Annotated in this window: 20 protein-coding genes and 1 pseudogene; 5 read left to right on the top strand and 16 right to left on the bottom strand. The window is 72.3% G+C overall.

Annotated features, from left to right (window positions below):
- Positions 1–73 precede the first annotated feature (73 nt).
- The 3 genes and pseudogenes from ACSMXR_RS28035 to rimP form a co-directional block, all read right to left on the bottom strand.
- The gene (locus ACSMXR_RS28035; protein WP_167396332.1) at positions 74–352 is read right to left on the bottom strand and encodes a YlxR family protein; all 279 of its coding nucleotides are present in this window, start codon (positions 350–352) and stop codon (positions 74–76) included.
- A gap of 113 nt (positions 353–465) precedes the next feature.
- On the bottom strand, positions 466–1506 hold the full coding sequence (nusA, locus tag ACSMXR_RS28030) for a transcription termination factor NusA (protein WP_030629635.1): 1041 nt from the start codon (positions 1504–1506) through the stop codon (positions 466–468).
- Positions 1507–1508: 2 nt separating this feature from the next.
- A pseudogene (rimP, locus tag ACSMXR_RS28025) lies at positions 1509–2011 on the bottom strand (ribosome maturation factor RimP).
- A gap of 176 nt (positions 2012–2187) precedes the next feature.
- Here rimP and ACSMXR_RS28020 point away from each other — a divergent pair.
- Genes ACSMXR_RS28020 through ACSMXR_RS28010 form a run of 3 tightly spaced genes read left to right on the top strand, consistent with a single transcriptional unit; the run spans position 2188 to position 4194 of the window.
- Complete coding sequence (locus tag ACSMXR_RS28020) at positions 2188–2727, top strand: hypothetical protein (RefSeq protein ID WP_364885159.1); 540 nt, start codon at positions 2188–2190, stop codon at positions 2725–2727.
- On the top strand, positions 2724–3248 hold the full coding sequence (locus ACSMXR_RS28015) for a ferritin-like domain-containing protein (protein WP_473170165.1): 525 nt from the start codon (positions 2724–2726) through the stop codon (positions 3246–3248). The genes ACSMXR_RS28020 and ACSMXR_RS28015 overlap by 4 nt, the downstream gene beginning before the upstream one ends.
- A 31-nt stretch (positions 3249–3279) precedes the next feature.
- Positions 3280–4194 (top strand): aminoglycoside phosphotransferase family protein, encoded by a 915-nt coding sequence (locus tag ACSMXR_RS28010; protein ID WP_473170164.1) that lies wholly within the window; start codon positions 3280–3282, stop codon positions 4192–4194.
- A gap of 74 nt (positions 4195–4268) precedes the next feature.
- On the opposite strand, the gene ACSMXR_RS28005 is transcribed toward ACSMXR_RS28010, so the two are convergent.
- From ACSMXR_RS28005 to ACSMXR_RS27970, 8 genes are all read right to left on the bottom strand, one after another.
- Positions 4269–5972, bottom strand: coding sequence for a proline--tRNA ligase (locus ACSMXR_RS28005; RefSeq protein ID WP_381789233.1), 1704 nt, complete (start codon positions 5970–5972; stop codon positions 4269–4271).
- Between the two features lie 69 nt (positions 5973–6041).
- Entirely contained in the window at positions 6042–6608 is a 567-nt protein-coding gene (locus ACSMXR_RS28000; RefSeq protein WP_137234429.1) for a GNAT family N-acetyltransferase, read from the bottom strand.
- A gap of 47 nt (positions 6609–6655) precedes the next feature.
- On the bottom strand, positions 6656–7501 hold the full coding sequence (locus ACSMXR_RS27995) for a GNAT family N-acetyltransferase (protein ID WP_073774648.1): 846 nt from the start codon (positions 7499–7501) through the stop codon (positions 6656–6658).
- A gap of 164 nt (positions 7502–7665) precedes the next feature.
- Positions 7666–8823: a flavodoxin-dependent (E)-4-hydroxy-3-methylbut-2-enyl-diphosphate synthase gene (ispG, locus tag ACSMXR_RS27990; RefSeq protein WP_030629615.1), complete on the bottom strand. Its 1158-nt coding sequence runs from the start codon at positions 8821–8823 to the stop codon at positions 7666–7668.
- Between the two features lie 172 nt (positions 8824–8995).
- A complete protein-coding gene (locus ACSMXR_RS27985) occupies positions 8996–10306 on the bottom strand; it encodes a M50 family metallopeptidase (protein ID WP_137234430.1) in 1311 nt (436 codons plus the stop codon).
- Positions 10303–11556, bottom strand: a complete 1254-nt coding sequence (gene dxr / locus ACSMXR_RS27980; protein WP_218524561.1) for a 1-deoxy-D-xylulose-5-phosphate reductoisomerase — start codon at positions 11554–11556, stop codon at positions 10303–10305. Before dxr ends, ACSMXR_RS27985 begins: the two co-directional genes overlap by 4 nt.
- Before the next feature lie 72 nt (positions 11557–11628).
- Complete coding sequence (aroA, locus tag ACSMXR_RS27975) at positions 11629–12870, bottom strand: 3-phosphoshikimate 1-carboxyvinyltransferase (protein WP_473170163.1); 1242 nt, start codon at positions 12868–12870, stop codon at positions 11629–11631.
- Positions 12871–12955: 85 nt separating this feature from the next.
- On the bottom strand, positions 12956–14911 hold the full coding sequence (locus ACSMXR_RS27970) for an acyl-CoA dehydrogenase family protein (protein ID WP_364885172.1): 1956 nt from the start codon (positions 14909–14911) through the stop codon (positions 12956–12958).
- Between the two features lie 214 nt (positions 14912–15125).
- Here ACSMXR_RS27970 and ACSMXR_RS27965 point away from each other — a divergent pair, with 214 nt between their 5' ends.
- Positions 15126–15416 carry a hypothetical protein gene (locus tag ACSMXR_RS27965; RefSeq protein WP_473170162.1) on the top strand — a complete coding sequence of 97 codons (291 nt, stop codon included), beginning with the start codon at positions 15126–15128 and terminating at the stop codon, positions 15414–15416.
- A gap of 168 nt (positions 15417–15584) precedes the next feature.
- On the opposite strand, the gene ACSMXR_RS27960 is transcribed toward ACSMXR_RS27965, so the two are convergent.
- The 5 genes from ACSMXR_RS27960 to ACSMXR_RS27940 form a co-directional block, all read right to left on the bottom strand.
- Positions 15585–17030, bottom strand: a complete 1446-nt coding sequence (locus tag ACSMXR_RS27960) for an aldehyde dehydrogenase family protein (protein WP_218524563.1) — start codon at positions 17028–17030, stop codon at positions 15585–15587.
- 103 nt (positions 17031–17133) lie between these two features.
- A complete protein-coding gene (locus tag ACSMXR_RS27955; RefSeq protein WP_473170161.1) occupies positions 17134–18357 on the bottom strand; it encodes an MFS transporter in 1224 nt (407 codons plus the stop codon).
- Positions 18358–18479: 122 nt separating this feature from the next.
- On the bottom strand, positions 18480–19076 hold the full coding sequence (locus tag ACSMXR_RS27950) for a TetR/AcrR family transcriptional regulator (protein WP_473170160.1): 597 nt from the start codon (positions 19074–19076) through the stop codon (positions 18480–18482).
- A 54-nt stretch (positions 19077–19130) separates the two neighbouring features.
- Positions 19131–20705 carry a PucR family transcriptional regulator gene (locus tag ACSMXR_RS27945; RefSeq protein WP_473170159.1) on the bottom strand — a complete coding sequence of 525 codons (1575 nt, stop codon included), beginning with the start codon at positions 20703–20705 and terminating at the stop codon, positions 19131–19133.
- Between the two features lie 194 nt (positions 20706–20899).
- Positions 20900–23296 (bottom strand): ATP/GTP-binding protein, encoded by a 2397-nt coding sequence (locus ACSMXR_RS27940; protein ID WP_473170158.1) that lies wholly within the window; start codon positions 23294–23296, stop codon positions 20900–20902.
- Between the two features lie 232 nt (positions 23297–23528).
- On the opposite strand from ACSMXR_RS27940, the gene gabT reads away from it, so the two are divergent.
- Positions 23529–24869: a 4-aminobutyrate--2-oxoglutarate transaminase gene (gabT, locus tag ACSMXR_RS27935; RefSeq protein ID WP_137234440.1), complete on the top strand. Its 1341-nt coding sequence runs from the start codon at positions 23529–23531 to the stop codon at positions 24867–24869.
- Positions 24870–24895 lie beyond the last annotated feature (26 nt).

Raw genomic sequence — 24895 nt, 5'->3', positions numbered from 1 at the left:
CTCATCGCAATCTCGACCTACTTCCAACTCGCGAGGTACCTGACCGCACGGGGTCCCGTGCCGTTCACTTTTCTTACGGTGTCGCCCGCTCGACGAACCGCGTGAGTGCCGCGGTGTCGAACGGCCCCTTGGCCTTGAAGGCCCGGGGGAACGCCCGGCGGCGAACCGCCAGGTCGAGACAGACAGAGACAGGGTGCACGTAAGCACCCCGGCCGGGCAGCGTACCGCGTGGATCAGGGGCGCAGGCGCCCTCGTCCACCACGATGCGCAGCAGCTCGCTCTTGGCCGCTCGCTCCCGGCATCCCACACAGGTTCGCTCGGGGCAAGCGCGGGCTTGCGTCCGGCCAGACACGTTTAAGTCTACCTCCCCGTACCGACCCCACCCCTTTGGGGCAAAAATCGAACGGATGTTGTCGTGATCTCAGCGGCGTACGGCCAAGATCTATTCCCTGGACCCGCTCCGGGTCAACGCCTTTCCGAGCGCTCGCGGGCCCGCTCGGCCCGCTCGCGGTCGGCGTTCTCGCGCTCCTCGTCCGTCTCGGTGTCGGGACGGATGTCGATGCGCCAGCCGGTGAGACGGGCGGCGAGCCGGGCGTTCTGGCCCTCCTTGCCGATCGCCAGCGACAGCTGGTAGTCCGGCACGGTGACCCGGGCGGAACGGGCGCCGAGGTCGACGACCTCGACCTCGCTCACCCGGGCGGGCGACAGGGCGTTGGCGACCATCTCGGCCGGGTCGTCGGACCAGTCCACGATGTCGATCTTCTCGCCGTGCAGCTCGGCCATGACGTTGCGCACCCGGCTGCCCATCGGGCCGATGCAGGCGCCCTTGGGGTTCAGGCCGGCACGGGTGGAGCGTACGGCGATCTTGGTGCGGTGGCCGGCCTCGCGGGCGATGGCCTCGATGACCACCGAGCCGTCCGCGATCTCCGGGACCTCCAGCGCGAAGAGCTTCTTCACCAGGTTGGGGTGGGTGCGCGAGAGCGTCACCGACGGACCGCGCACGCCCTTGGCGACCCGTACGACATACGTACGAAGGCGCAGACCGTGGGTGTACTCCTCGCCCGGGACCTGCTCCTGGACGGGCAGCATGGCTTCCATCTTGCCGATGTCGACCAGGACGTTCTTGGGGTCCTTGCCCTGCTGGACGACGCCCGTGACGACATCGCCCTCGTGGCCCGCGTACTCCCCGAAGGTGCGGTCGTCCTCGGCGTCGCGCAGCCGCTGCAGGATGACCTGCTTGGCGGTGGTCGCGGCGATCCGGCCGAATCCGGACGGGGTGTCGTCGAACTCCTTGGGCTCCTGGCCCTCTTCGAGGTCGGCCGGGTCCTCCTTGGCCCACACGGTGACGTGGCCGTTCTCGTCGAGCTTCACGCGCGCCCGGCGGTGGCTGCCGTCGGTGCGGTGGTACGCGATGAGGAGGGCCGACTCGATCGCCCCGACGAGCACGTCGAAGGGGATCTCCTTGTCCTGCGCCAAGCCCTTCAGAAGCTTCACATCGATGTCCACGGCTACGCCTCCTCTTCCTTCTTGTCCTTGCGGTTGAATTCGATCTCCACGCGCGCCTTGGCGATCTCGTCGAAGGCCAGGCGGCGGGCGGTGGGCTTGCGGCCCTTGACGCCGGGCACTTCGAGGTCGAGCCCGTCCTCGTCCACGGCGAGGATGCGGGCGACCAGCTCACCGGATCCGTCGCCGGCCAGGTGGAACCTGGCCAGCCGGCCGATGGCGCGTACGTAGTGGCGGTGCTCGGTCAGCGGGCGGTCCGCGCCGGGGGAGCTGACTTCGAGGACGTATTCGTCGTCGCCCATCGCGTCGGTCTCGTCCAGCTTCGCAGAGATCGCGCGGCTCAGCTCCGCGCAGGCGTCCAGCTCCACGCCCTCCTCGGAGTCCACGATGATCCGCAGCACTCCTCGGCGGCCGGCCCGGACACCTCGATCTCCTCGAGGTCCAGCTGCTGCGCGCTGACGAGCGGTTCCAGCAACCCGCGCAGCCTCTCGCTCTGGGTGGTGCTCATCCGGGTGACTCCTCGGCCGCGTGTGCTGTTGTGGGGATCGTCGTGCGTCAGGTCAAAGGGTATCCGGTCGCCAGGGGTGTTGCCGTCCGCCTGCCGCTCGGCCGCGGGTACGCTCGCCTGCGGTGATCACATCAGGACAGATCCTGTCAGGACCGGTCCAGGCCCGAAGGAGAAACGTGCGGCGCACGGGGACGACGCGCAGGGGGGCGCTCACCGCGACGGGAGCCCTCGCCCTGGGTGCGGTGCTGGCCGGCTGCGGGGGCGGCGACGGGGCGAAGGAGAGCGGAGGACCGGCGCACTCCGGCGCACGGGCGACCGCCGCGAAGGCCGAGAGGACGCTCCGCGAGAAGGCGGTGCGCGACGGCGCCCTCCTGCTCGCCCAGTACGACCTGGTGGCCGGGGCCCATCCGGCGACCGCCGCGGGCCTGGCGCCCCTGCGGGCGGCCGTGCGGGAGCACGGGAAGGCGCTGGCGCCGCCGCGCGGGAAGGACCGCCCGAAGACCGACGCTGCTCCGGCCGCGCCCGGGCCGGTGTCCGCCGAGCCGAAGGCGGCGGTGCAGGAGCTGGCGGCCGCCGAGCGCCGCCGGGCGGACGCGTACGCCGAGGCCCTGCTGACCGCGGAGCCGGAGCTGGCCCGGCTGCTGGCCTCGGTGGCGGCCGCCGCCGCGGCGCACGCCTATCTGCTGACCGAACTGGCCGAGGAGACAGCCGCATGAGCACCCGTTCCGTACGGCGTTCCGATGACGACGCCGACGCCGACTCCCCCGAGCTGACCGCCGTCCAGGCGGCCCTGGCCGCCGAGCACGCCGCGGTGTACGGCTACGGGGCGCTGGGCGGCCGGCTCGACGGGAAGCGGAGCGCCGAGGCCCGCGCCGCGTACGACGGGCACCGGGCCCGCCGGGACGCGCTGGCGCGCACCGCCCGGGACCTGGGCGGGCGGCCGGTGGCCTCGGACGCCGCGTACGCTCTGCCGTTCGCCGTCGCGGACGCGCCGTCGGCGGAGCGGCTGGCCGCGGTGCTGGAGGACCGGATCGCGGGCGCGTACGCCGATCTCGTACGGGCCACCGAGGGCGACCGGCGCAAGGACGCCGCGGGCGCGCTGCGGGAGGCCGCGGTGCGGTCGGCCCGCTGGCGGGGCGGCAACGTAGCCTTTCCGGGGCTCGCGGAGCGGGCCGCCGGTGCGGATCCGGCCGCGACGGGCCCGGTGGAGGCCGCCGGCGCGGACGGCGCGCGCTGAGACGAAGGACCGGAAAGGGAACACACGACGTATGGGTTTCGAACCGCCGCCGCGCCTGGTGCGCGCGCTCGGTGAGATGTACGGGGACGGTGCGGCGGCCGACTGGCTGGCCGGGCTCCCCGCGCTGACCGAACGGGCGCTCACCGCCGGGGACGACCTCACCGCGGAGCGGGTGGCCGCCCCCGGCGGGCGCAGCTCCCTGGTGGTTCTGGTGCGGCGGGCCGACGGGACCCCGGCCGCGCTGAAGATCGCCCCGCCGCCCGCCGAACCGGAGCTGGAGCGGGCCGCGCTGGAGCACTGGAACGGCTGGGGCGCGGTGAAGCTGCTGGAGGCCCCGGAGACCGACGCGTCGGGGGCCCTGCTGCTGGAGCGGCTGCACCACGAGGTGTCGCTGCGCTCGCTGCCGGAGGCGAAGGCCCTGCTGGAGGCGGCGGGGACGCTGCGCCGGCTGTGGGTGGAGCCGCCCGCCGGGCATGCCTTCGAGAGCGTGGCCGGGCGGACCGAGCGGCAGAGCGCCGGGATGCGGGCGGCGGCCGAGGCCGATGCGGAGCTGGCCCCGCTGGTGGACGCGGCGCTGGCGGCGCGGGCGGAGCTGGTCGATGGCTCGCCCGAACTGCTGTTGCTGCACGGCAATTTCCGGCAGAGCAAGGTGCTGTCCGGGGAGCGGGCGACGTGGCTGACGGTGGGTCCGGAGCCGCTGGTGGGCGAGCGCGCCTATGACCTGGCGCGGCTGGTGCGGGACCGGGTGGAGGATCTGATCGCCTCCCCGGGCGGACCGGTGACGGCCCGGCGGCGGGTCAAGAAGCTGGCGGAGTCGCTGGAGGTGGAGCAGGCGCGGCTGCACGGCTGGACGCTGTTCCGGGCGGTGGAGTCGGGCACCCGCGCGCTGGCCGAGGGGCGGCGGCAGATGGGCGAGGTCAATCTGGAGTTCGCGGGGTGGCTGTAGCGGTCCGGCGTACGTACGAGGGAGGGCCCCCGCGCAACGCAGCGCGGGGGCCCTCCTCGTATGCGAGGTACCGGTCAGGCCAGGTCGGCCGTCAGACGGGCGATCGCCTCGTCGACGGTCAGCTCCTCGCGCTCGCCGGTGCGGCGGTCCTTCAGCTCCAGGACGCCGTCGGCTGAGCGGCGGCCCGCGACGAGGATCTTGGGCACGCCGATGAGCTCGGAGTCGGTGAACTTCACGCCGGGCGAGACGCCGGGGCGGTCGTCGACCAGGACCCGCAGACCGGCCTCGTTCAGCTTCTCGGAGACCTCCAGGGCCAGCTCCGTCTGGAGGGCCTTGCCGGCGGCGACGACGTGGACGTCGGCCGGGGCGATCTCACGGGGCCAGCACAGGCCCTTGTCGTCGGCGGTCTGCTCGGTGAGGGCGGCCACGGCGCGGGAGACGCCGATGCCGTACGAGCCCATCGTGACGCGGACGGGCTTGCCCTGCTGGCCGAGCACGTCGAGCTGGAAGGTGTCGGCGTACTTGCGGCCGAGCTGGAAGATGTGGCCGATCTCGATGGCGCGGTCCAGGGTGAGGCCGGTGCCGCACTTGGGGCAGGGGTCGCCCTCCTCGACGACGACGACGTCGAGGTACTGGTCGACCTCGAAGTCGCGGCCCGCGACGACGTTCTTGGCGTGCTTGCCGTCCTTGTTGGCGCCGGTGATCCAGGCGGTGCCGGGGGCGACGCGGGGGTCGGCGAGGTAGCGGACCTTCTCCAGGCCCTGGGGGCCGACGTAGCCGCGTACGAGGTCGTCACGGCCGACGAAGTCCTCGGCGGTGACCAGCTCGACGACGGCGGGGGCGAGGTGCTCGCCGAGCTTGCCGAGGTCGACCTCGCGGTGGCCGGGGACGCCGACGGCGACGATCTCGCCGTCCACCTTGACCAGCAGGTTCTTCAGGGTGGCGGAGGCGGGGACGCCGAGGTGCGCGGCGAGCGTCTCGATGGTCGGGGTGTCGGGGGTGTCCAGCTCCTCGACCGCGCCGTGCGCCGAGCCGTCGACCGGGGCGAGCGCGAAGGTCACGGCCTCGGTGTTGGCGGCGTAGTCGCAGTTCGGGCAGTCCGCGAAGGTGTCCTCACCGGCGGCGGCGGGCGCCAGGAACTCCTCGGAGGCCGAGCCGCCCATCGCGCCGGAGACGGCGGAGACGATGCGGTGGTCCAGGCCCAGGCGCTCGAAGATCTTGATGTACGCGGCGCGGTGCAGGGCGTAGGAGTGCGCGAGGCCCTCGTCGGTGGTGTCGAAGCTGTACGAGTCCTTCATCTGGAACTCGCGGCCGCGGAGCACGCCGGAGCGGGGGCGGGCCTCGTCGCGGTACTTCGTCTGGATCTGGTAGAGCATCACCGGCAGGTCCTTGTAGGACGTGCACTGGTCCTTGACGGTCTGGGTGAAGATCTCCTCGTGGGTCGGGCCGAGGAGGTAGTCGCCGCCCTTGCGGTCCTTGAGGCGGAAGAGCAGGTCGCCGTACTCCTCCCAGCGGCCGGACGCCTCGTAGGGCTCCTTGGGCAGCAGGGCGGGGAGCAGGACCTCCTGGGCGCCGATGGCGTCCATCTCCTCGCGCACGACGTTGGAGATGTTGTCCAGGACCTTCTTGCCGAGCGGCAGCCAGGACCAGATGCCGGCCGCGTTGCGGCGCACGTACCCGGCGCGGACCAGCAGCTTGTGGCTGAGCGTCTCGGCGTCCGCCGGGTCGTCGCGCAGTGTCTTGATCATCAATCGGGACATGCGCTGGACCTGGGCCATGGTGAACTCCTGCTCGCGAAAGTGGTGAGCCCGAGGTTAACCGGGCGGCGCGGGCGGGCGGTAATCCATTCAGTTCGGCCGCAGCAGCGGCAGGGGCGCTCCCATGACCGCGTACGGCTGTGGCGCGCTCGGGAAGACGACCTGGCGGGCCAGGTCGCGGTAGCCCAGCGAGCGGTAGAGCGTGCGGGCCGGGCTGTCCTTGTCGATCGCCGAGAGGATCGACCGGGGGTGGCCGACGGAGTCGGTGATGGCGGTGATCAGGGTGCGGCCGATGCCGCGCTGCTGGTGGTCGGGGTGGACGTGGAGCTCGGTGATGACGAAGGAGTCGTCGAGCCAGCCGTCGGAGCCGGTGGCCCGCAGATAGGGCTCGACGATGGTGGACCACCACTGGGCGCGGTCGTTGGGCAGCCCGTAGACGAAGCCGACGAGCCGCCCGTCGGGGGCGAGGGCGCCGAGGGCGCGGGCGTGGGGGTGTTCCAGGTGCCTGAGGACGATGTGGCGGCGTACGTCGATCTCGTCCTGGCTCAGTCCGAAGGCGGCCGCCTGGACGTGCAGGGCTTCGTCGACGCGGGCGGCCAGGTCGACGGGGCCGATCTCGACGTCGGGTGCTGCGGGGCCTTCTGCGGGGGCTGCCATGCCGGAACCCTACTGGCCGCCGCGGACACCCGGGTAAGCGCGGCGGTTCAGAACAGGACGCTCATGAACGCGCCGACCTCACGGAAGCCGACGCGGCGGTAGGCCTTGCGGGCGGGGGTGTTGTAGTCGTTCACGTACAGGCTGACGACGGGGGCGACATCGGCCAGGGCGTAGCGCAGGACGGCGGCCATGCCCGTTTCGGAGAGGCCCTTGCCGCGGTGTTCGGGGGCGACCCAGACGCCCTGGATCTGGCAGGCCTGGGAGGTGGCCGCGCCGATCTCCGCCTTGAAGACGACCTTGCCGTCGTCGATGCGGGCGAAGGAGCGGCCGGTGCCGATGAGTTCGGCGACGCGGGCCTGGTAGAGGAGGCCGCCGTCGCCGGCGAGCGGGGAGATGCCGACCTCCTCGGTGAACATCGCCACGCAGGCCGGCATCAGGATCTCGGTCTCGTCCTTGCGGATGCGGCGGACCAGCGGGTCGGGCGTGACGTCGGCGGAGAGGCTCTCGGTGACCATGAGGGGCTGGTTGCCGCGGACCTCGCGGGCGGGGCCCCAGCTGGGTTCGAGGAGCCGCCAGAGCTGGGTGGTGGGTTCGGCGGGGCCGACGATGGAGGAGCAGCGGCGGCCGGCCCGGCGGGCCCGGTCGGCGAAGGCGCGGACGGCCTCGGGCCCGGCGCAGATGGGGACGAGGTTGGCGCCGGAGTAGCACAGGGAGCGGAGCCTGCCGTCGGCGTACCAGCCCCACATCTCGCCGCCGAGGCGCCATGGATCGAGTCCCGCGACCTGCACGCGGGACGTCACAAAGGCGTTGGCCACGGGCTCGCTCTCCAGAATGGCGAGCGCGGCGCCGAGGTCGCTGGGTTCGAGGACCCGGGTGGTGGTCTGCGTCAACACGAGGGGGCCTCACCATGCGGTCTGCTGATTTCCGCACTGTAACCGACACGGCCCTCGAACGCTGCTCGAGTCCGGGAGCCCGCTTTCCGGGACGGGCCCCGGTACGCCGCCGCCCCGCCGGGCACGGGGCCGGGCGGGGCGGTGAAGGTGCGGAAAGGGGCTGGTCAGGCGCCGATGGAGACCTGGGGTTCGCCGGACGCGATGCCGTCCTTCTCCATCTGCTCGGCGATCTTCATGGCCTCTTCGATGAGGGTCTCGACGATCTTCGACTCGGGGACGGTCTTGATGACCTCGCCCTTCACGAAGATCTGGCCCTTGCCGTTGCCGGAGGCGACGCCGAGGTCGGCCTCGCGGGCCTCGCCGGGGCCGTTGACGACACAGCCCATGACGGCGACGCGGAGCGGGACCTCCATGCCCTCCAAGCCGGCGCTGACCTGGTCGGCGAGCTTGTAGACGTCGACCTGGGCGCGGCCGCAGGAGGGGCAGGAGACGATCTCCAGGCGGCGCTGCTTGAGGTTCAGCGCCTCCAGGATCTGGAGTCCGACCTTGACCTCCTCGGCCGGCGGGGCCGAGAGCGAGACGCGGATGGTGTCGCCGATGCCCTCGGAGAGCAGGGCGCCGAAGGCGACGGCCGACTTGATGGTGCCCTGGAACGCCGGTCCGGCCTCGGTGACGCCGAGGTGGAGCGGGTAGTCGCTCTGGGCGGCGAGCTGGCGGTAGGCGTTGACCATGACGACCGGGTCGTTGTGCTTGACCGAGATCTTGATGTCGCCGAAGCCGTGCTCCTCGAAGAGCGACGCCTCCCAGAGGGCGGACTCGACGAGGGCCTCGGGGGTGGCCTTGCCGTACTTCTTCAGGAGCCGCGCGTCCAGGGAGCCGGCGTTGACGCCGATCCGGATCGGGGTGCGGGTCTCGGAGGCCGCCTTCGCGATCTCCTTGACCTTGTCGTCGAACTGCTTGATGTTGCCCGGGTTCACCCGGACCGCCGCGCAGCCCGCGTCGATCGCGGCGAAGACGTACTTCGGCTGGAAGTGGATGTCGGCGATCACCGGGATCTGCGACTTCCGGGCGATCGTGGCGAGGGCGTCGGCGTCGTCCTGTGTCGGGCACGCGACCCGGACGATCTGGCAGCCGGACGCCGTCAGCTCGGCGATCTGCTGGAGCGTCGCGCCGATGTCCGACGTACGTGTCGTCGTCATCGACTGCACGGATACGGGTGCGTCGCCGCCGACCGCGACCGTGCCGACCTGGATCTGTCGGCTGACCCTTCGGTCGGCGAGCTTGGTCGGAACGGCCGGCATTCCGAGAGAAATCGCAGTCATGCGCTGTGCATCCCCAAGGTGTGGATCAAGGTCCCGAGATCGGCGGGCTCCAGCCTTCGAGGTTACGGCACCGGAGCCGGGACGGCCGCACCGTGTCGACATGTCCACCCATTGGTGAGCGGCCGGACACAACGCGTGTGCCCGGCCGCAACCCGTGGGGCGGAAGGGGCGATCAGGTGATCTTGACGGGGTTCACGATGTCGGCCACCAGGACCAGCAGCGTGAAGCAGATGAAGAGTCCGGCGACCACATAGGCGACCGGCATCAGCCGGGCCACGTCGAACGGGCCCGGGTCGGGGCGCCGGAAGACCTTGGCCAGATTGCGCCGCAGGGACTCCCAGAGCGCGCCCGCGATGTGCCCGCCGTCGAGCGGGAGCAGCGGGAGCATGTTGAACAGGAACAGCGAGAGGTTGAAGCCCGCGAGCAGGAACAGCATCATCGCGACCTGGTTCTGCGCCGGGATGTCGAGGTTCATCACCTCGCCGCCGATCCGGGCCGCGCCCACCACGCCGACCGGCGAGTCGTCGGCGCGTTCGCCGTCGCTGAAGGCGGCGTCCCACAGGGCCGGGATCTTGCCGGGCAGGGCGATGATCGAGTCGACGCCGTTCTCGATCATGTCGCCCATGCGGACGACGGAGTCGCCGAAGCCGAGCGGCACGATCTCGGTCTGCGCGGCGAAGCCGAGGTAGCCCGCCGTGACGTACTCGTTCGGGATGACCTCGCCCCGGCTGTCCTTCTTGGCGACCCTGTTCTCACGCAGGACCGCGTTGAGCGTCACTTCCTTGCCGTCGCGTTCGACGACGATGGCGGCGGGGCCGACCGTCTCGCGGATGCGGTCCGACAGCGTCGCCCAGTCGTCGACCTTCGCCCCCGCGAAGGCGATGATCTTGTCGCCTTCGCGGAGCCCGGCGGCCTTGGCGGGCGACGCGTCGTCGTCGGCCTTGCAGGTCTGGCGCTTCTCGCTCTGCGCGATCACGCACTGCTGGACGCCGCCGACCTCGGTGGTCTGGGTCTGGAAGCCGAAGGTCATCGCGACGCCCATGAAGATGGCGACCGCGAGGATCAGGTTCATGAAGGGACCGGCGAACATCACGATGACGCGCTTCCACGGCTTGCGCGTGTAGAAGAGCCGCTTCTCGTCGCCCGGCTCCAGCTCCTCGAAGGCGGCGGAGCGGGCGTCCTCGATCATGCCGCGCCACGGGGAGGTGGAGCGGGCTTCGAGTCGGCCGTCGGGTCCGGGCGGGAACATCCCGATCATGCGGATGTAGCCGCCGGCCGGGATGGCCTTGATGCCGTACTCCGTGTCGCCCTTCTTCTTCGACCAGATCGTCGGGCCGAAGCCGACCATGTACTGCGGCACCCGGATGCCGAACATCTTGGCCGTGGAGAGGTGGCCCAGCTCGTGCCAGGCGATGGAGAAGAGCAGCCCCACGACGAAGACGGCGATCCCCAGGACCGTCAGCAGGACCGAGGTCAGACTCATGCGCGCGCCTCCGCTGTCGCTTTCGCCGTCAGTTCCCGGGCCCGTGCGCGGGCCCAGGTTTCCGCTTCGAGGACGTCCGCGACGCTGAGCGAGGTTCCCGGGGCGGGGGTGCCGTGTTCGGACACCACAGCGGTGACCGTATCCATGATTCCGTTGAAGGGCAGCTGTCCGGCGAGGAAGGCGTCGACGCATTCCTCGTTCGCCGCGTTGAACACGGCGGGTGCGGTGCCGCCGAGCGTGCCGACGTGCCGGGCGAGACCGACCGACGGGAAGGCCTCGGTGTCCAGCGGGAAGAACTCCCAGCTGGAGGCCTTCGTCCAGTCGAAGGCGGGGGCGGCGTCCGGGACCCGCTGGGGCCAGCCGAGACCGATGGCGATGGGGCCGCCCATGTCCGGCGGGGTGGCCTGGGCGAGCGTGGATCCGTCGCTGAATTCCACCATCGAGTGCACGTAGGACTGCGGGTGGACCACGACCTCGATGCGGTCGAACGGGATGTCGTAGAGGAGATGCGCCTCGATGACCTCAAGGCCCTTGTTGACCAGGGTCGCGGAGTTGATGGTGATGACCGGGCCCATCGCCCAGGTCGGGTGGGCGAGCGCCTGCTCGCGGGTGACGTCGGCCAGTTCCGCGCGCGTACGGCCCCGGAAGGGTCCGCCGGAGGCGGTGACGACGAGCTTGCGGACATCGGCGCGGGTGCCGGCGGCCAGCGCCTGGAAGAGCGCGGCGTGCTCGGAGTCGACCGGGATGATCTGGCCGGGGGCGGCGAGCGCCTTCACCAGCGGGCCGCCGACGATCAGCGACTCCTTGTTGGCGAGGGCGAGCGTGCGGCCCGCCTTCAGCGCGGCCAGGGTGGGGGCGAGCCCGATGGAGCCGGTGATGCCGTTGAGCACGGTGTGGCAGGCGCTTCCGGCGAGGGTGGTGGCCGCGTCGGGTCCGGCCAGGATCTCGGGGAGCGGCTCGCCGGCCCCGTACCGGTCCCGCAGCGCCTCGCGCAGGGCGGGGACCGCGTCCTCGGCGGCGACGGCGACCGTGTTCACCCGCAGCCGGTGGGCCTGCTCGGCCAGCAGGGCGACCCGGCCGCCTGCGGCCGAGAGCGCCGTGACCCGGAAGCGGTCGGGGTTGCGCAGGACCAGGTCGATGGCCTGGGTGCCGATCGACCCGGTGGAGCCGAGGATCACGAGATCCCGGCGGCCGTCCGCGGCGTCGAAGACGAGATGCGGATCGGCGAGGGGGGCAGGGCTGTCGCTCATGCCCCCCATTGTTGCCGCTCCGGCTGTGTGCGGGGACAGCGCGTCCCGTGCGGGTCGCGCCGCCTCCTCCTGTCAGCGCGCCACCAGGCCGTCCGCGAAGTCCTGGAACACCTCGTGGAAGCGCGGGAAGGTCTTGCGTACGCAGCCGGGGTCGTCGTACGTCAGGCCCGGGGTGCGCAGTCCGGCGACGGCGAAGGACATCACGATGCGGTGGTCGCCGTGGGTGGCGATCTCGGTGGGCTTCGGCGTGCCGGGGTGGATCTTGATCCGGTCGGGCCCGGTGTGCACGGTGATGCCCATGGCGCGCAGGTTCTCGGCGCACGCCTCCAGCCGGTCGCACTCCTTGACCCGGGTGTTGGCGACGTCCTCGATCGTGACGGGACCGTCGGCGTACGGCGCGATGGCGGCGAGGGTCGGCATGGTGTCGGAGATGTCGCGCATGTTGACGGTGATCCCGCGCAGCCGGCCGGTGGAGCGGACGGTGGTGGCGTCGGCGCCGACGCTGACCTCGGCGCCCATGTCCCGCAGGACGTCGACGAAGCGCAGATCGCCCTGGAGCGCGCCGGTGCCGAGGCCGGGGACGGTGACCTCGCGGCCGGTGAGGGCCGCGGCGGCGAAGAAGTAGCTCGCGGTGGAGGCGTCGGGCTCGACGGCGTAGGCGGTGGCCCGGTAGCCGCCGGGTGGGACGGTGAAGGTGTTCCCCTCCCGCTCCACCTCCACGCCGAAGTCGCGCATCATCGCGAGGGTGATCTCGACGTACGGCGCGGAGACCAGCTCGGTGACCTCGATGCGCAGCCCCTTCGCGGTGAGCGGCCCGAGCATCAGCAGCGCGGTGAGGTACTGGGAGGACTCCCCCGCGTCCAGGGTGAGTTCGCCGCCCTCGATCCCGGCGGCCCGGACGGTCAGCGGGTGGTGCCCTTCCGCTTCCCCGTGGCGCAGGTCGACGCCGAGGGCGGTGAGGGCCCGGGTGAGCGGGGCGAGCGGGCGGCGGCGCATCTGGGCGGAGGCGTCGAAGCGGTACGTGCCGGAGGCGGCGGCCGCGACGAGGGTGGGCAGGAAGCGGGCGGTGGTCGCGCCGTCGCGGCAGTAGACGTCGGCGTCGGTGGCGGCGGGTCCGGCCGGGCGGCCCTCGACGCGCCAGCGGTCGGCCTCCTGCCCGACCGCGTAACCGAGGTTCTTCAGCCCTTCGGCGAAGCCCTCGGTGTCGTCCGAACGCAGCGGTCGCAGCAGGGTGGTGGTGCCGTCGGCCGCGGCGGCCAGGAAGAGGGCGCGGGCGGTGACGGACTTGGAGCCGGGGATGTCGATGACGGTCACGGCGCTCATCCTGCCCTGCGGCGGGCGGGGTGCACGGGGTACGTCCGGTGCGTGGACGCGGTGGACGTACCCCGTACGACTGTCCCTAGCGCACCGGCCGGTGCTGGTTCTCCTGGACGGAGGGGCCCGGGGTGGCGTCCGCGATCCAGGGGCCTTCGCCGCTGGGGTCGACGACGCCCTCCTCCAGCCAGGTGTACGTCCCCGACAGGACGCCGTCGACGACGCGCCGGTCGAGGTCGTCGGTGTTGGACCACAGCCGGGTGAACAGCTCCTCGACCCGGATGCGGGCCTGTCGGCAGAAGGCGTCCGCGAGCTGGTACGCCTCCCGCCCGTGCTCCCCCGCGCTGCGCAGGTGCTCGGCGCGGACGCAGGCGGCGCTCATCGCGAAGAGCTCCGCGCCGATGTCGACGATCCGGCCGAGGAAGCCCTGCTTGGTCTCCATCCGCCCCTGCCAGCGGGACATGGCGTAGAAGGTGGAGCGGGCGAGCTTGCGCGAGCACCGCTCGACGTACCGGAGGTGCCCGGAGAGGTCGCGATGCCCGGCCGGGTGGAACTCACCGTACGTACGCGGGAGTTGCCCGGCGCCCGTCACCAGCTGGGGCAGCCAGCGGGCGTAGAACCCGGCGGCGTTGGCCCCGGCCCTGGCTTTCGCGCCGAGGGGCTTGTCGGGGTCGATGATGTCGCCCGCGACCTTGAGGTGGGCGTCGACGGCCTCGCGGGCGATCAGCAGATGCATGATCTCGGTGGATCCCTCGAAGATCCGGTTGATGCGCATGTCGCGGAGCATCTGCTCGGCCGGGACGGCCCGCTCGCCGCGGGCGGCCAGCGACGCGGCGGTCTCGAAGCCGCGCCCGCCGCGGATCTGGACCAGTTCGTCGGCGATCAGCCAGCCCATCTCGGAGCCGTACAGCTTGGCGAGGGCGGCCTCGATGCGGATGTCGTTGCGGTCCTCGTCGGCCATCTGCGAGGAGAGGTCGACGATGGCCTCCAGGGCGAAGGTGGTGGCCGCGATGAACGAGATCTTCGCGCCGACCGCCTCGTGCCGGGCGACGGGCCGCCCCCACTGCTCGCGTACGGCGGACCATTCGCGGGCGATCTTCAGCGACCACTTGCCCACGCCCACGCACATCGCGGGCAGCGAGAGCCGGCCGGTGTTGAGGGTGGTCAGGGCGATCTTCAGCCCGGCCCCCTCGGGCCCGATCCGGCAGGCGCCGGGGACCCGGACCCGGTGGAAGCGGGTGACGCCGTTCTCGATGCCGCGCAGGCCCATGAAGGCGTTGCGGTGCTCCACGGTGACGCCCGGGGCGTCGGCCTCGACGACGAACGCGGTGATGCCGCCGGGGTGCCCCTCGGAGGCGGGCACCCGGGCCATGACCACGAGGAGATCGGCGACGACCCCGTTGGTGGTCCAGAGCTTCACCCCGTCCAGGACGTAGTCCGGCCCGTCGGGCACCGCGGAGGTGGCGAGGCGGGCCGGGTCGGAGCCGACGTCCGGCTCGGTCAGCAGGAAGGCGGAGATGTCGGTGGTGGCCAGCCGGGGCAGGAAGACGTCCTTCTGCTCCTGGGTGCCGAAGATCTTCAGGGGCTGCGGTACGCCGATCGACTGATGCGCGGAGAGCAGCGCACCGATCGCGGGGCTGGCGGAGCCGACGAGGGCGAGCGCCTTGTTGTAGTACACCTGGGTGAGTCCGAGCCCGCCGTACTTGGTCTCGATCTTCATCCCGAGCGCGCCGAGCTCCTTGAGCCCGCTGATCACCTCGTCGGGGATCCTCGCCTCGCGCTCGATCCGCGCACTGTCGATGTGCGCCTCGCAGAACGCCCGCAGCCGCGCCAGGAACTCCTCGCCGCGCCGGATGTCGTCGGGCGGCGGCAGGGGGTGCGGGTGGATCAGGTCGAGCCGGAAGCGCCCGAGGAACAGCTCCTTGGCGAAGCTGGGCTTGCGCCAGTCCTGCTCCCGCGCGGCCTCGGCGACCCGCCGCGCTTCGCGTTCGGTGACCTTGGGGGCCCTGGGGACCTGGGGGGTGTTGTGTGGTGCGGACATGAGGGACCTCACCTCGCCGCTCGTCGCTGCCGAGCTGCTGCTGTCGGGCTGCTTCCGGGTCTGCTTCTGGTCCGTATGTAACCCGTGTACCCGTGGTTCGGCACCCGCACCAGCCCCCGCGCACGAGGCGGGCCGCCCGGGAGAGGTCCGTGGTCCGTATGTCCGTACTGTTGAGCGTCCTTCACGCACTTCTTCCGCCCCTGGAGGCTCCCGCATGTCTCTGATACCCCCGCTGCTGGGCGGCGCGGTGTTCCTGGCCGGCCTCGCGCTGGCGACCGACCACCGCGGGGCGGCCCGGTGGGTCGTGGAGGTTCTGCTGAACCCGGCCTACGCGGAGCCGAGGCTTCTGCGGCGCTACGCCCGGCGGGGCATCGAGCATCCGCAGATGGACTTCCACCGCGATGCCCTCCAGCGGAGGCAGCTCGTGCGGGTCTGGGGCGGGCTCGTGTCCGCCCTCGGCCTCCTCGTGCTGACGGTGAGCACGGTGTTCCTGGTCCGCGGTTGACGGCCGATCGCGGCGGGCGTGCCGATTCGGGAACCCGTCGGCCCCCGGACCCCGGAAGAGACAGGAACGGCCTGAGCCCCCGCACAGTGGGCTCAGGCCGTTCCTTCGCGCGCCCCCGCCCGCACCCGCTGTCCAGGCGGGGGCGCGGGCGGGGGTCGTCCGGGGGTGTTACAGGGCGAGGCCCGTGAGGACCAGGACGCGCTCGTAGGTGTAGTCGTCCATGGCGTAGCGGACGCCCTCGCGGCCGACGCCGGACTGCTTGGCGCCGCCGTACGGCATCTGGTCGGCGCGGTACGAGGGGACGTCGCCGATGATCACGCCGCCGACCTCCAGGGCGCGGTGGGCCCGGAAGGCGGTCTGGAGGTCGTGGGTGAAGACGCCTGCCTGGAGGCCGTACTTGGAGGAGTTGACGGCGGCGAACGCCTCCGCCTCGCCGTCGACCTTCTGGAGCGACATGACCGGGCCGAAGACCTCTTCGCAGGAGAGCTTCACGTCGTCGGGGAGGCCGGCCAGGACCGTCGGGGCGTAGGTGGCGCCGTCGCGCTTGCCGCCGGTGAGGAGTTCCGCGCCGCCCTGGACGGCCTCGTCGACCCAGGACTCGACGCGCTTGGCGGCGTCCTCGCTGACGAGCGGGCCGACGTCGGTGGTGGCGTCGGCCGGGTCACCGGTGACCAGGGCCTCGACGGCGGCGACGATCTTCGGGACGAGCCGGTCGTAGACCGAGGCGTCGGCGATGACGCGCTGCACCGAGATGCAGGACTGGCCGCCCTGGTAGTTGGAGAAGGTCGCGATCCGGGTCGCCGCCCAGTCCAGGTCCTCGTCCGAGGCGTAGTCGCCGAGGACGACCGCCGCGCCGTTGCCGCCGAGCTCCAGGGTGCAGTGCTTGCGGGGCACCGACTCCATGATCGAGTAGCCGACCGGGCCCGAGCCGGTGAAGGAGATGACCGGCAGCCGCTCGTCCTGGACCAGGGCGGGCATCTTGTCGTTCGGGACCGTCAGGACGGACCAGGAGCCGGCCGGGAGGTCGGTCTCGGCCAGCAGCTCGCCCAGGATCAGGGAGGAGATCGGGGTGGCGGGGGCCGGCTTCAGGATGATCGGGGCGCCGACGGCGATGGCCGGGGCGACCTTGTGGGCGCTGAGGTTGAGGGGAAAGTTGAAGGGGGCGATGCCCAGGACCGCCCCGCGCGGGAAGCGGCGGACCAGACCCAGACGGCCGGTGCCGCCGAGGTCGGTGTCGAGCCGCTGCGCCTCGCCGCCGTTGAAGCGGCGGGCCTCCTCGGCGGCGAACCGGAACACGGACACGGCCCGGCCGACCTCGCCGCGCGCCCACTTGATCGGCTTGCCGTTCTCCGCCGAGATCAGCTGGGCGATCTCCTCGGTGCGCTCCGTCAGCCGCCGTACGACGTGGTCGAGGGCCGCGGCCCGGACATGCGCCGGGGTGGCGGCGAACTCGTCGCGTACGGCGTGGGCGGCGGCGACGGCCTCCTCGACCTGGGCGTCGGTCGGCACGCTGACGGTGCCGACGAGGCGTCCGTCGTACGGGTTGGTGACGTCGAAGCTGTCGGCACCGGTGGCCCGGCGGCCGGCCACCCAGAAGGCGTGGGGCGAAGTCATGGAGGTTCCGGCCCTTCGGAGGTCGTGAGGAGGTGGGGGTGTGTCTCGTCGTGGGCGCCCGGAAGGCTCCCCTCTGTGGTTCCACGGTAGGGCGGACAGGCGCTCAGGGCGTTTGTCCGGCATGGAGCGGAGCGGGGGCCGGGTGCTCCGAATTGGCGGAGGGGCCGCCCGGTCCGGCCACGCCCGGCTTCTCCGTACGCCGCAGCAGATCCGGTACGAGGGTGAGCAGGCCGGTCACCGCGAGGCCCGCGCCGAGCCAGAGCGGGGCCCGCAGGCCGAAGCGGTCGAGGCCCAGGCCGCCCAGGGCGGAGCCGAGGACCACGCCCAGGGTGATGAAGGAGCTGTGCACGGTGTTGACGAGCGGGCGGGCGTTGCCGGTCCGCTGCACCCGCGTGACCAGGGCCGGGTTCATGGTGACCCCGACGAGGCCGATGCCCAGCATGCAGAGCACCGCCCAGGCCTCGAACCGGGCCAGCAGGGCGAATCCGGCGAGGAACACCGCGTTCAGGGAGAGGCCGAGGAGCAGGACGGGGAGGGTGTGGCGGTCCGCGAACCTGCCGACGACGGTGTTGCCGATGACGGTGGCGGCGCCGTACGCCAGGAGCAGCAGCGGGACCGTGCCCGAGGAGAATCCGGTGACCCGGGTGAGGATCGGGTTGAGGTAGCTGAAGGCGGAGAAGGTCGCGCCGATGACCATCGTGCTGGTGAGCAGGGTGAGCCAGAGCCGGGGTGCGCGGAAGGCGGTCAGCTCGGAGCGGAAGGTGCCGCTGCCCTCCGGCCGGCCCGTCCGGCGTACGCCGAGCGCGGTGCACAGGGCGGCGGCGACCGTCAGCGCGGAGATGGCCCAGAACGCGGCCCGCCAGCCGTACCGTTCGCCGGTCAGGGTGGCCAGCGGCAGCCCCAGCAGGGTGCCGAGCATCAGCCCGTTGAGGATGACCGCCACGGCCCGGCCGCGTATCTCGGGGCGGGTGAGCTGGGAGCCGAGCGAGATCGCGACGCCGAAGAAGGCCTGGGACACGACCCCGGTGATGATCCGCGCGACCACCATCGCCGGGTAGCCGGACGCGGTGGCGGCCAGCACGTTGCCGGCCAGGAAGAGCGGGAAGAGGACCATGAGCGCGGTCTTCGGCGGGAGCCGCAGCAGGGCGATGGAGAGCAGCGGGCCGCCGAGCGCCATGGAGAGGGCGAAGACGGTGATCAGGTAGCCGATCTGCGGGACGGTGACGCCGAGGCCTTCGGCCATCTGCGGCATCAGCCCGGCGACGACGAATTCGCTGGTGACCATGGCGAAGATGCCGAAGGCCAGTACGTGGACGGCACGAGGCACGGAGTTCCCCCTGTGGATGCGCACGGTGTGCGGGCATTGTTTTGGATGGATCGGTTCAAAACCTGGGCATGGGCCGACCCGCTGTCACATGCAGACAGGCGGACAGGCGGGCGGGGCGGGGGTCAGCGGGTCAGGGCGTCCATGGCCGTGTCGGCGACGGCCTGGACGGCAGCGCGGCCGGCTCCGCCCTGGGCGGTGACGCGCATGCCGCCGATGACGGCGTTGACATAGCGGGCGAGGGCGTCGGGGCCGCGCGCGGCGGCGATGGAGCCGTCGCGCTGCCCGGCGGCGATGACGGCGGACAGGGTCCGCAGCCGGCGGGCGGCGTCGCGGTCCAGGAGCCGGGCGGCCTCGGGATCGCGGGCCGCGAGCTCCACCGTGCTGTTGACGCCCAGGCAGCCGAGGCTGCGGCCGCCGGGGCGGTTCTCGAACTCGTCGGCCACGATCTTGTCGAACAGGGCCCGGATCCGCTCGACGGGCGGACGCGCGGCGTCCTCCAGTACGGCGTCCTGGGCGTCGGCCATGGTGTCCAGATAGCGCGCGAGCGAGCGCGAGAACAGCTCGCGCTTGCTGCTGAAGGTGTTGTAGATGCTGCTGCGCCCCAGCCCCGTGGCGGCGCACAGGTCCTGGGTGGAGGTGGCCTCGTAGCCGTACTCCCAGAATGCGCGCATCGCGGCGTCCAGGGCCCGTTCCTCGTCGAACTGCCTCGGTCGGGCCATGGCAGCACTCTAGGGTTTTGGACCGATCGTTGCAATACGGTTCGGGCCGGCCGCTCAGTCCTCGGCGGTCGTGGTCGCCGCCGTCGTCTTGAGGGCGAGCCACAGCTCCATGCGGACGTCCGGGTCGTCCAGCGAGCGGCCGAGGATCTCCTCCACCCGGCGCATCCGGTAGCGCAGGGTGTGCCGGTGCACGCCCAGGTCGGCGGCGGCGGCGTCCCACTGGCCGTGGCGGGAGAGCCAGGCGCGGAGGGAGGCCACGAGGTCGCCGCGGCCCTTGGCGTCGTGCTCGTACAGCGCACGGAGCATGCCGTCGGCGAAGGCCCGTACCGCGTCGTCGGCGAGCAGCGGCAGGACGGATCCGGCGGCCAGCTCCTCGTGCTCGACCAGCGCCCTGCCCCGGCGGCGGGCGACGGAGAGGGCCTGCTCCGCCTGCTTGTACGCGGCGGAGACGGCGATCGGACCGGAGGGGGCGGAGAGCCCCACCACGACGTCGCTGTCCTCGGCGCCGCCCTCGCGCGGGGCGCGGTCGTCCTGGGCCTCGGCGTAGGAGGCGCAGGCGGCGACGGCGGAGCCGCCGTCCGCGGCGAGCACGACGACGCGCTCGCCCTCGGGGACCAGGAGGAGCGCCTCGCCGGTACGGGCGGCGGCGGCCTCCATCGTCTCGGTGAGCAGTTCGGGCCCGGCGGGCGCGGCGGCCTCGGCGATGAGCAGCCGGAACGGGGCGTCGAGCAGATCGCCGTAGAGGTCTCCGGCGACGGCCCGCGCGTGGTCGGGTTGTCCGGCGAGGAGCATCCGCAGGACGGCGGCGCCCAGGCGCTGTTCGGCGCCCTGGAGGGAGCGGGAGCGGGCGGTGGTGAGGGTGAGCAGGGCGACGGCGGAGTGCACGGCGTACCGCTCGGCGGTGCCGAGTGCGGCTCCGGTGCCGACGGCGAGCGCGCCGCGGGCCCGGCGGCCGGTGCCCAGCGACTGGAGCTCGACCCGGTCCTCGCTGTCGGCGACGACGATGCTGGCGGGGGCGGGGCGGTCCCGGAGGCGTTCGACGTCGGGGGTGAGGCGGGCGGCGCGGCGGGCGGCCCAGTCGGGGGCGGCGGCGAGGACCGCACCGGAGGTGTCGTACAGGGCGGCCCAGCCGTCGATGTGGGCGGCGAGCCGGGCGAGGAGATCGGCGGGCCCGTCCCCGGCGAGCGCGGCCCTGGTCAGCTCGCGCTGGGCCTCGAAGCCGGCGGTGACCGCGCGGTACTGGTCGGCGGCGATGGCGGCGGAGACGGCCTTGCTGATGGCGAGGAACGGGGTGCGGCGGGGCACTTCGAGGAGCGGCAGGCCCGCTTCCTCGGCGGCTTCGACGAGCGCTTGCGGGATGTCCTCGTAGTTCACCCCGACCCCGAATCCGACCCCGGCGACCCCTGCTCCGGCCAGCCGCCGCACATACCGCCGCATGGTCTCGGCGTTCTCGGCGTCGAGGTTGGTGGCGGTCACCAGGAGGAGTTCGCCGCCGTCCATGTACGGGACGGGGTCGGCGAGCTCGCTGGCGTGGGCCCAGCGCACAGGCGTGTCGAGCCGGTCCGCGCCCGCCCGCACGGTGAGCTTGAGCGCCGAGTGCTGGACGAGCGAGGCGAGCGTGGGGGGCATGGGCGGGGAACCCTCAGGTCGGGGACGAGGTCGCGGGTGCCGCCGTACGGACGACCGGATCCCCGGCCGCGACGACGGTCCGCATTGCGCCGTCCCGTATGAACGGCTGCCTCCGATTCTGCCAGGCTGGCAGGGTGCCGGTAACCGCTCTCCGTCGGCCGTCGCGTTACTTCCGGGTAGCCGTTTCGGTCGTCTCAGCCGTCGAGGTGAACGAGGAGGGGGGGTGCGTGTTCGCCCTGGACGGTCGTGAGGGAGAGGACCGCGTGCCCGGCCGGCACGGAGTACGCCAGCTCCGAGGCCGACCAGCGCTCCCGCTCGACCTGCCGTACGGTCACCGCGTCCGTGGTCACGGCCTTGCCGGTGACGAGCTTGCGCAGGGCGTGCAGGGCACGGGTGAACGGCTGGTCGGCGAAGACGGTGTGCTGGGCGACCTCGCGGGTCTCGACCCATTCCTTGCCCCAGGCTTCGGCGAAGCGCTTGCCTTCCCAGGTCGTGATGCCGGGGAACGTCATCAGACAGCCGACCGCCCCGAGCAGCGCGGCGTGCAGATGCGGGCCCACATCGTCCAGGGATCGCACGGCCAGGACGGCTCCGGCGTTCAGCTGTCGCAGGCGCTGCACCGCCCGGACCGCATCGGTGGTCATCGCGCTCGCGGCGTCGTCGAGCACGAGCGCCGCGAAGAGCGACGCGTCGCGACGCGCACCGACGCTGGAGACGAACTGCGCGAAGACCAGCCGGGTGAGAATGCGCGAAGCCTCGGGGTGGCTTCGCTCCGGCAGCACGATCCGGACGCGGACCGGGTGCTCCAGGGCGCGCAGCGAGAAGGGCCGTGACCGGCCCCGGGTGTCGAAGAACGCGCTGAAGGCGGGCCGGTCGAGAAAGGCGATCCGGTCGGCGAGCACCCCGCTGAGGTCCGCGGAGGTACCCAGCTGACGCTCGCGCGCGTCGACTTCCCGCAGATAGGACCGGTGTTCCTCCGCATGGAGCTCACCGCGGAGCAGGTCCAGCGCCCGACGGCCGCCGTCGAGGATCTCCCGGAGCTCCGGGAGCGACGGAAAGCGGCCGTGGGCGGCGTTGAAGGGGCCGATCAGCTGGCCCAGTGTGATGGCGGCCCGGCGGCTGTCCACGTCCGGCAGATCACCGGTGAAGGCCTCCGACAGGAGCATCGCGGCTTCGTCCGGGTCGGTGATCCCGCCGTACAGATCGAGGTCGTACACCGAGTCGGCATCGCCGATCTTCACCACGACGTCGTAGGAGTCCTCGGGTCCCAGCTCCACGCCCTCGGCCGAGACGACGACCACGGCCGCCCGCCCGGCCAGCGCCTGGAGGGACAGGGACTCCACCACCGGCCGCACCAGGCGTCGGGTCCGGTCGGCGCCGTGAGGGCCGACGGCCAGGAGCGAGGTGCCGAGGACGGAAGGGTCGAGAGCCGCTCCCGCACCTCGCCGGGCGGAAGGGTTGCGCGGGTGTTCCGCGTAGACGCCCACCTTGACCTGAGCGGTCAGCAGATCGTGGGTGGCCGCGCGGACCGGGAGGTCGCGGTCGCCGGAAGGATGCAGGCAGGCCGCCGCCCCCTGCTTCATCACTCCGTCGACGAAAGCCCCGGGGGAAAGGGCGCCCGCCTCCACCCGCGACCACGCATGGTCGACCCTCGCGCAGTCGACGTCGCTCAACCGGTTGCCCGCGGCCTCGGCGGCCAGCCGGTCGGCGGCTCCGGGCTGCCCCGCCGCCCGCAGCCGCGGCCACCCGGCGGGGTCTTCCCCGGTCTCGGGTTCCGCTTCGGGGGCGACCACGGCGGCGGGGCCGGACTTGCGGAAGGCCTGCAGCCACCCGCCGGTCCGGGCGAACGGCCACAGCACGACGCCCGCGACGAGAACGTTGACGGCGATCCCCAGCGCGGCGGCGGTCTCCGGGTCTCCGCGGAGCGCGGACATCGGGATCAGCAGGTGGACGATCGCGTAGAAGAAGGGGAGCAGGTTCGTCCCGAGGACGATCCACACCGCCAGAAGTCCGGTCGCCATCCCGGCCAGCGTCCGGCCCGGCTGCGGCCGGTCCAGCACGAGCCTGCGGTACAGCGCCGGCCAGTTGCCGAGCCGGCCGCAGAAGTAGATCAGGACGGCGGCGAAGAGGCTGTTGTAGACGGCGCTGGCCGTGCGCGCGGACTGTCCGGGTTCACCGCGCCACCAGTCGGAGGGGGTGAACAGCCTCAGGGGCAGGCGCTGCACCGCGATGTAGTCGGTGCTCCAGACGGCCCACGCGAAGATCCCGCAGGCGATCGAGATGAGCGCGCCCACGACCAGGGCGCGGGTGGGCACCTCGCCGGGGCCTCCGGCCGGCTTCGGCCGGTACTCGTACCGCCAGAGGCCCGGCTCCGGGTCCGCGCGATGGGCCCGCAGCCAGTGCCGCACGTCGAAGACCGCGGCGGGCGACCGGGGCGGGAGCGGAGGCATGGGAGGCGGCGGCGGGGTGGGACGGGGCACTCGGACGGCGGCATCGCTGTCGTGGGAGTGGCCGAGCCATCGCGCGCCGGCATCGTCCGCACCCTGCCCGCCCTGCTCACGCTGCGGGTCGTACGTGCCCTCGGTGCCCATTGCCACTGCTCCCCTGACGTGCCAAGGCGGTATCTCGGTGCAGTCGCTCAATCTAGTACCCGGATTCAGCGCTTCATGGTCATTCCCGGTTCCCGGACCACCTCATCCCGCCATCTGTCCGCCAAGGACAAGGACACACCCCCACCACTCCCGATCGGAGCATGCCCGCACCCCTCCCCCACCCCTAGCCTGCGAGGACAAGAGCGTCCGAAACATCCCCCAGGAGCCCCTCATGACCGCAATCCCGCAGGAGCGCCGCGTCGTCACTGCCATCCCCGGCCCGAAATCGGCTCTGCTGCAGGCTCGCCGGGTCGCAGCCGTCGCCGCAGGTGTGGGCTCCACCCTGCCGGTGTTCACCGCCCGTGCGGGCGGCGGGATCATCGAGGACGTGGACGGCAACCGGCTGATCGACTTCGGGTCCGGGATCGCCGTGACCTCCGTCGGCGCGTCCGCCGAGGCCGTCGTACGCCGGGCCTCCGCGCAGCTCGCGGACTTCACCCACACCTGTTTCATGGTCACGCCGTACGAGGGGTACGTCGAGGTCTGCGAGCAGCTCGCCGAGCTGACGCCGGGCGACCACGCGAAGAAGTCCGCGCTGTTCAACTCGGGCGCCGAGGCCGTCGAGAACGCGGTGAAGATCGCCCGCGCCTACACCAAGCGCACCGCCGTCGTCGTCTTCGACCACGGCTACCACGGCCGCACCAACCTCACCATGGGCATGACGGCGAAGAACATGCCGTACAAGCAGGGCTTCGGCCCGTTCGCGCCCGAGGTCTACCGTGTCCCGGTCGCCTACGGCTACCGCTGGCCGACCGGTGCCGAGAACGCCGGGGCCGAGGCGTCCGCGCAGGCCATCGACGCGATCACCAAGCAGATCGGCGCGGACAACGTCGCCGCGATCGTCATCGAGCCGGTGCTCGGCGAGGGCGGCTTCATCGAGCCCGCCAAGGGCTTCCTCCCCGCGATCGCGCAGTTCGCCAAGGACAACGGCATCGTGTTCGTCGCGGACGAGATCCAGTCCGGCTTCTGCCGCACCGGCCAGTGGTTCGCCTGCGAGGACGAGGGCATCGTCCCGGACCTGATCACCACCGCCAAGGGCATCGCGGGCGGTCTGCCGCTGTCCGCCGTGACCGGCCGCGCCGAGATCATGGACGCCGCGCACGCGGGCGGTCTGGGCGGTACGTACGGCGGGAACCCGGTGGCCTGCGCCGGTGCGCTCGGGGCCATCGAGACGATGCGCGAGCTGGACCTGAACGGGAAGGCCAAGCGGATCGAGGAGGTCATGAAGGGCCGCCTCGCCGAGATGCGGGCGAAGCTCCCGAACGGCGACATCATCGGCGACATCCGCGGCCGCGGCGCGATGATCGCGATCGAGCTGGTGAAGTCCGGCACGACGGACCCGAACCCGGAGGCGGCGGGCGCGCTCGCGAAGGCCTGCCACGCCGAGGGGCTGCTCGTCCTCACCTGTGGCACGTACGGCAACGTCCTGCGTTTCCTGCCGCCGCTGGTGATCGGCGAGGACCTGCTGAACGAGGGCCTCGACCTGATCGAGCAGGCTTTCGGCCGGCTCTGATCCGTCGAAGGTCCGGTCGAACCGGA

This window comes from Streptomyces sp. DSM 106670 (genome assembly GCF_055792845.1).
Note: the sequence above shows the minus strand (reverse complement) of the source record. Positions and strands in the feature narration are given on the sequence as shown.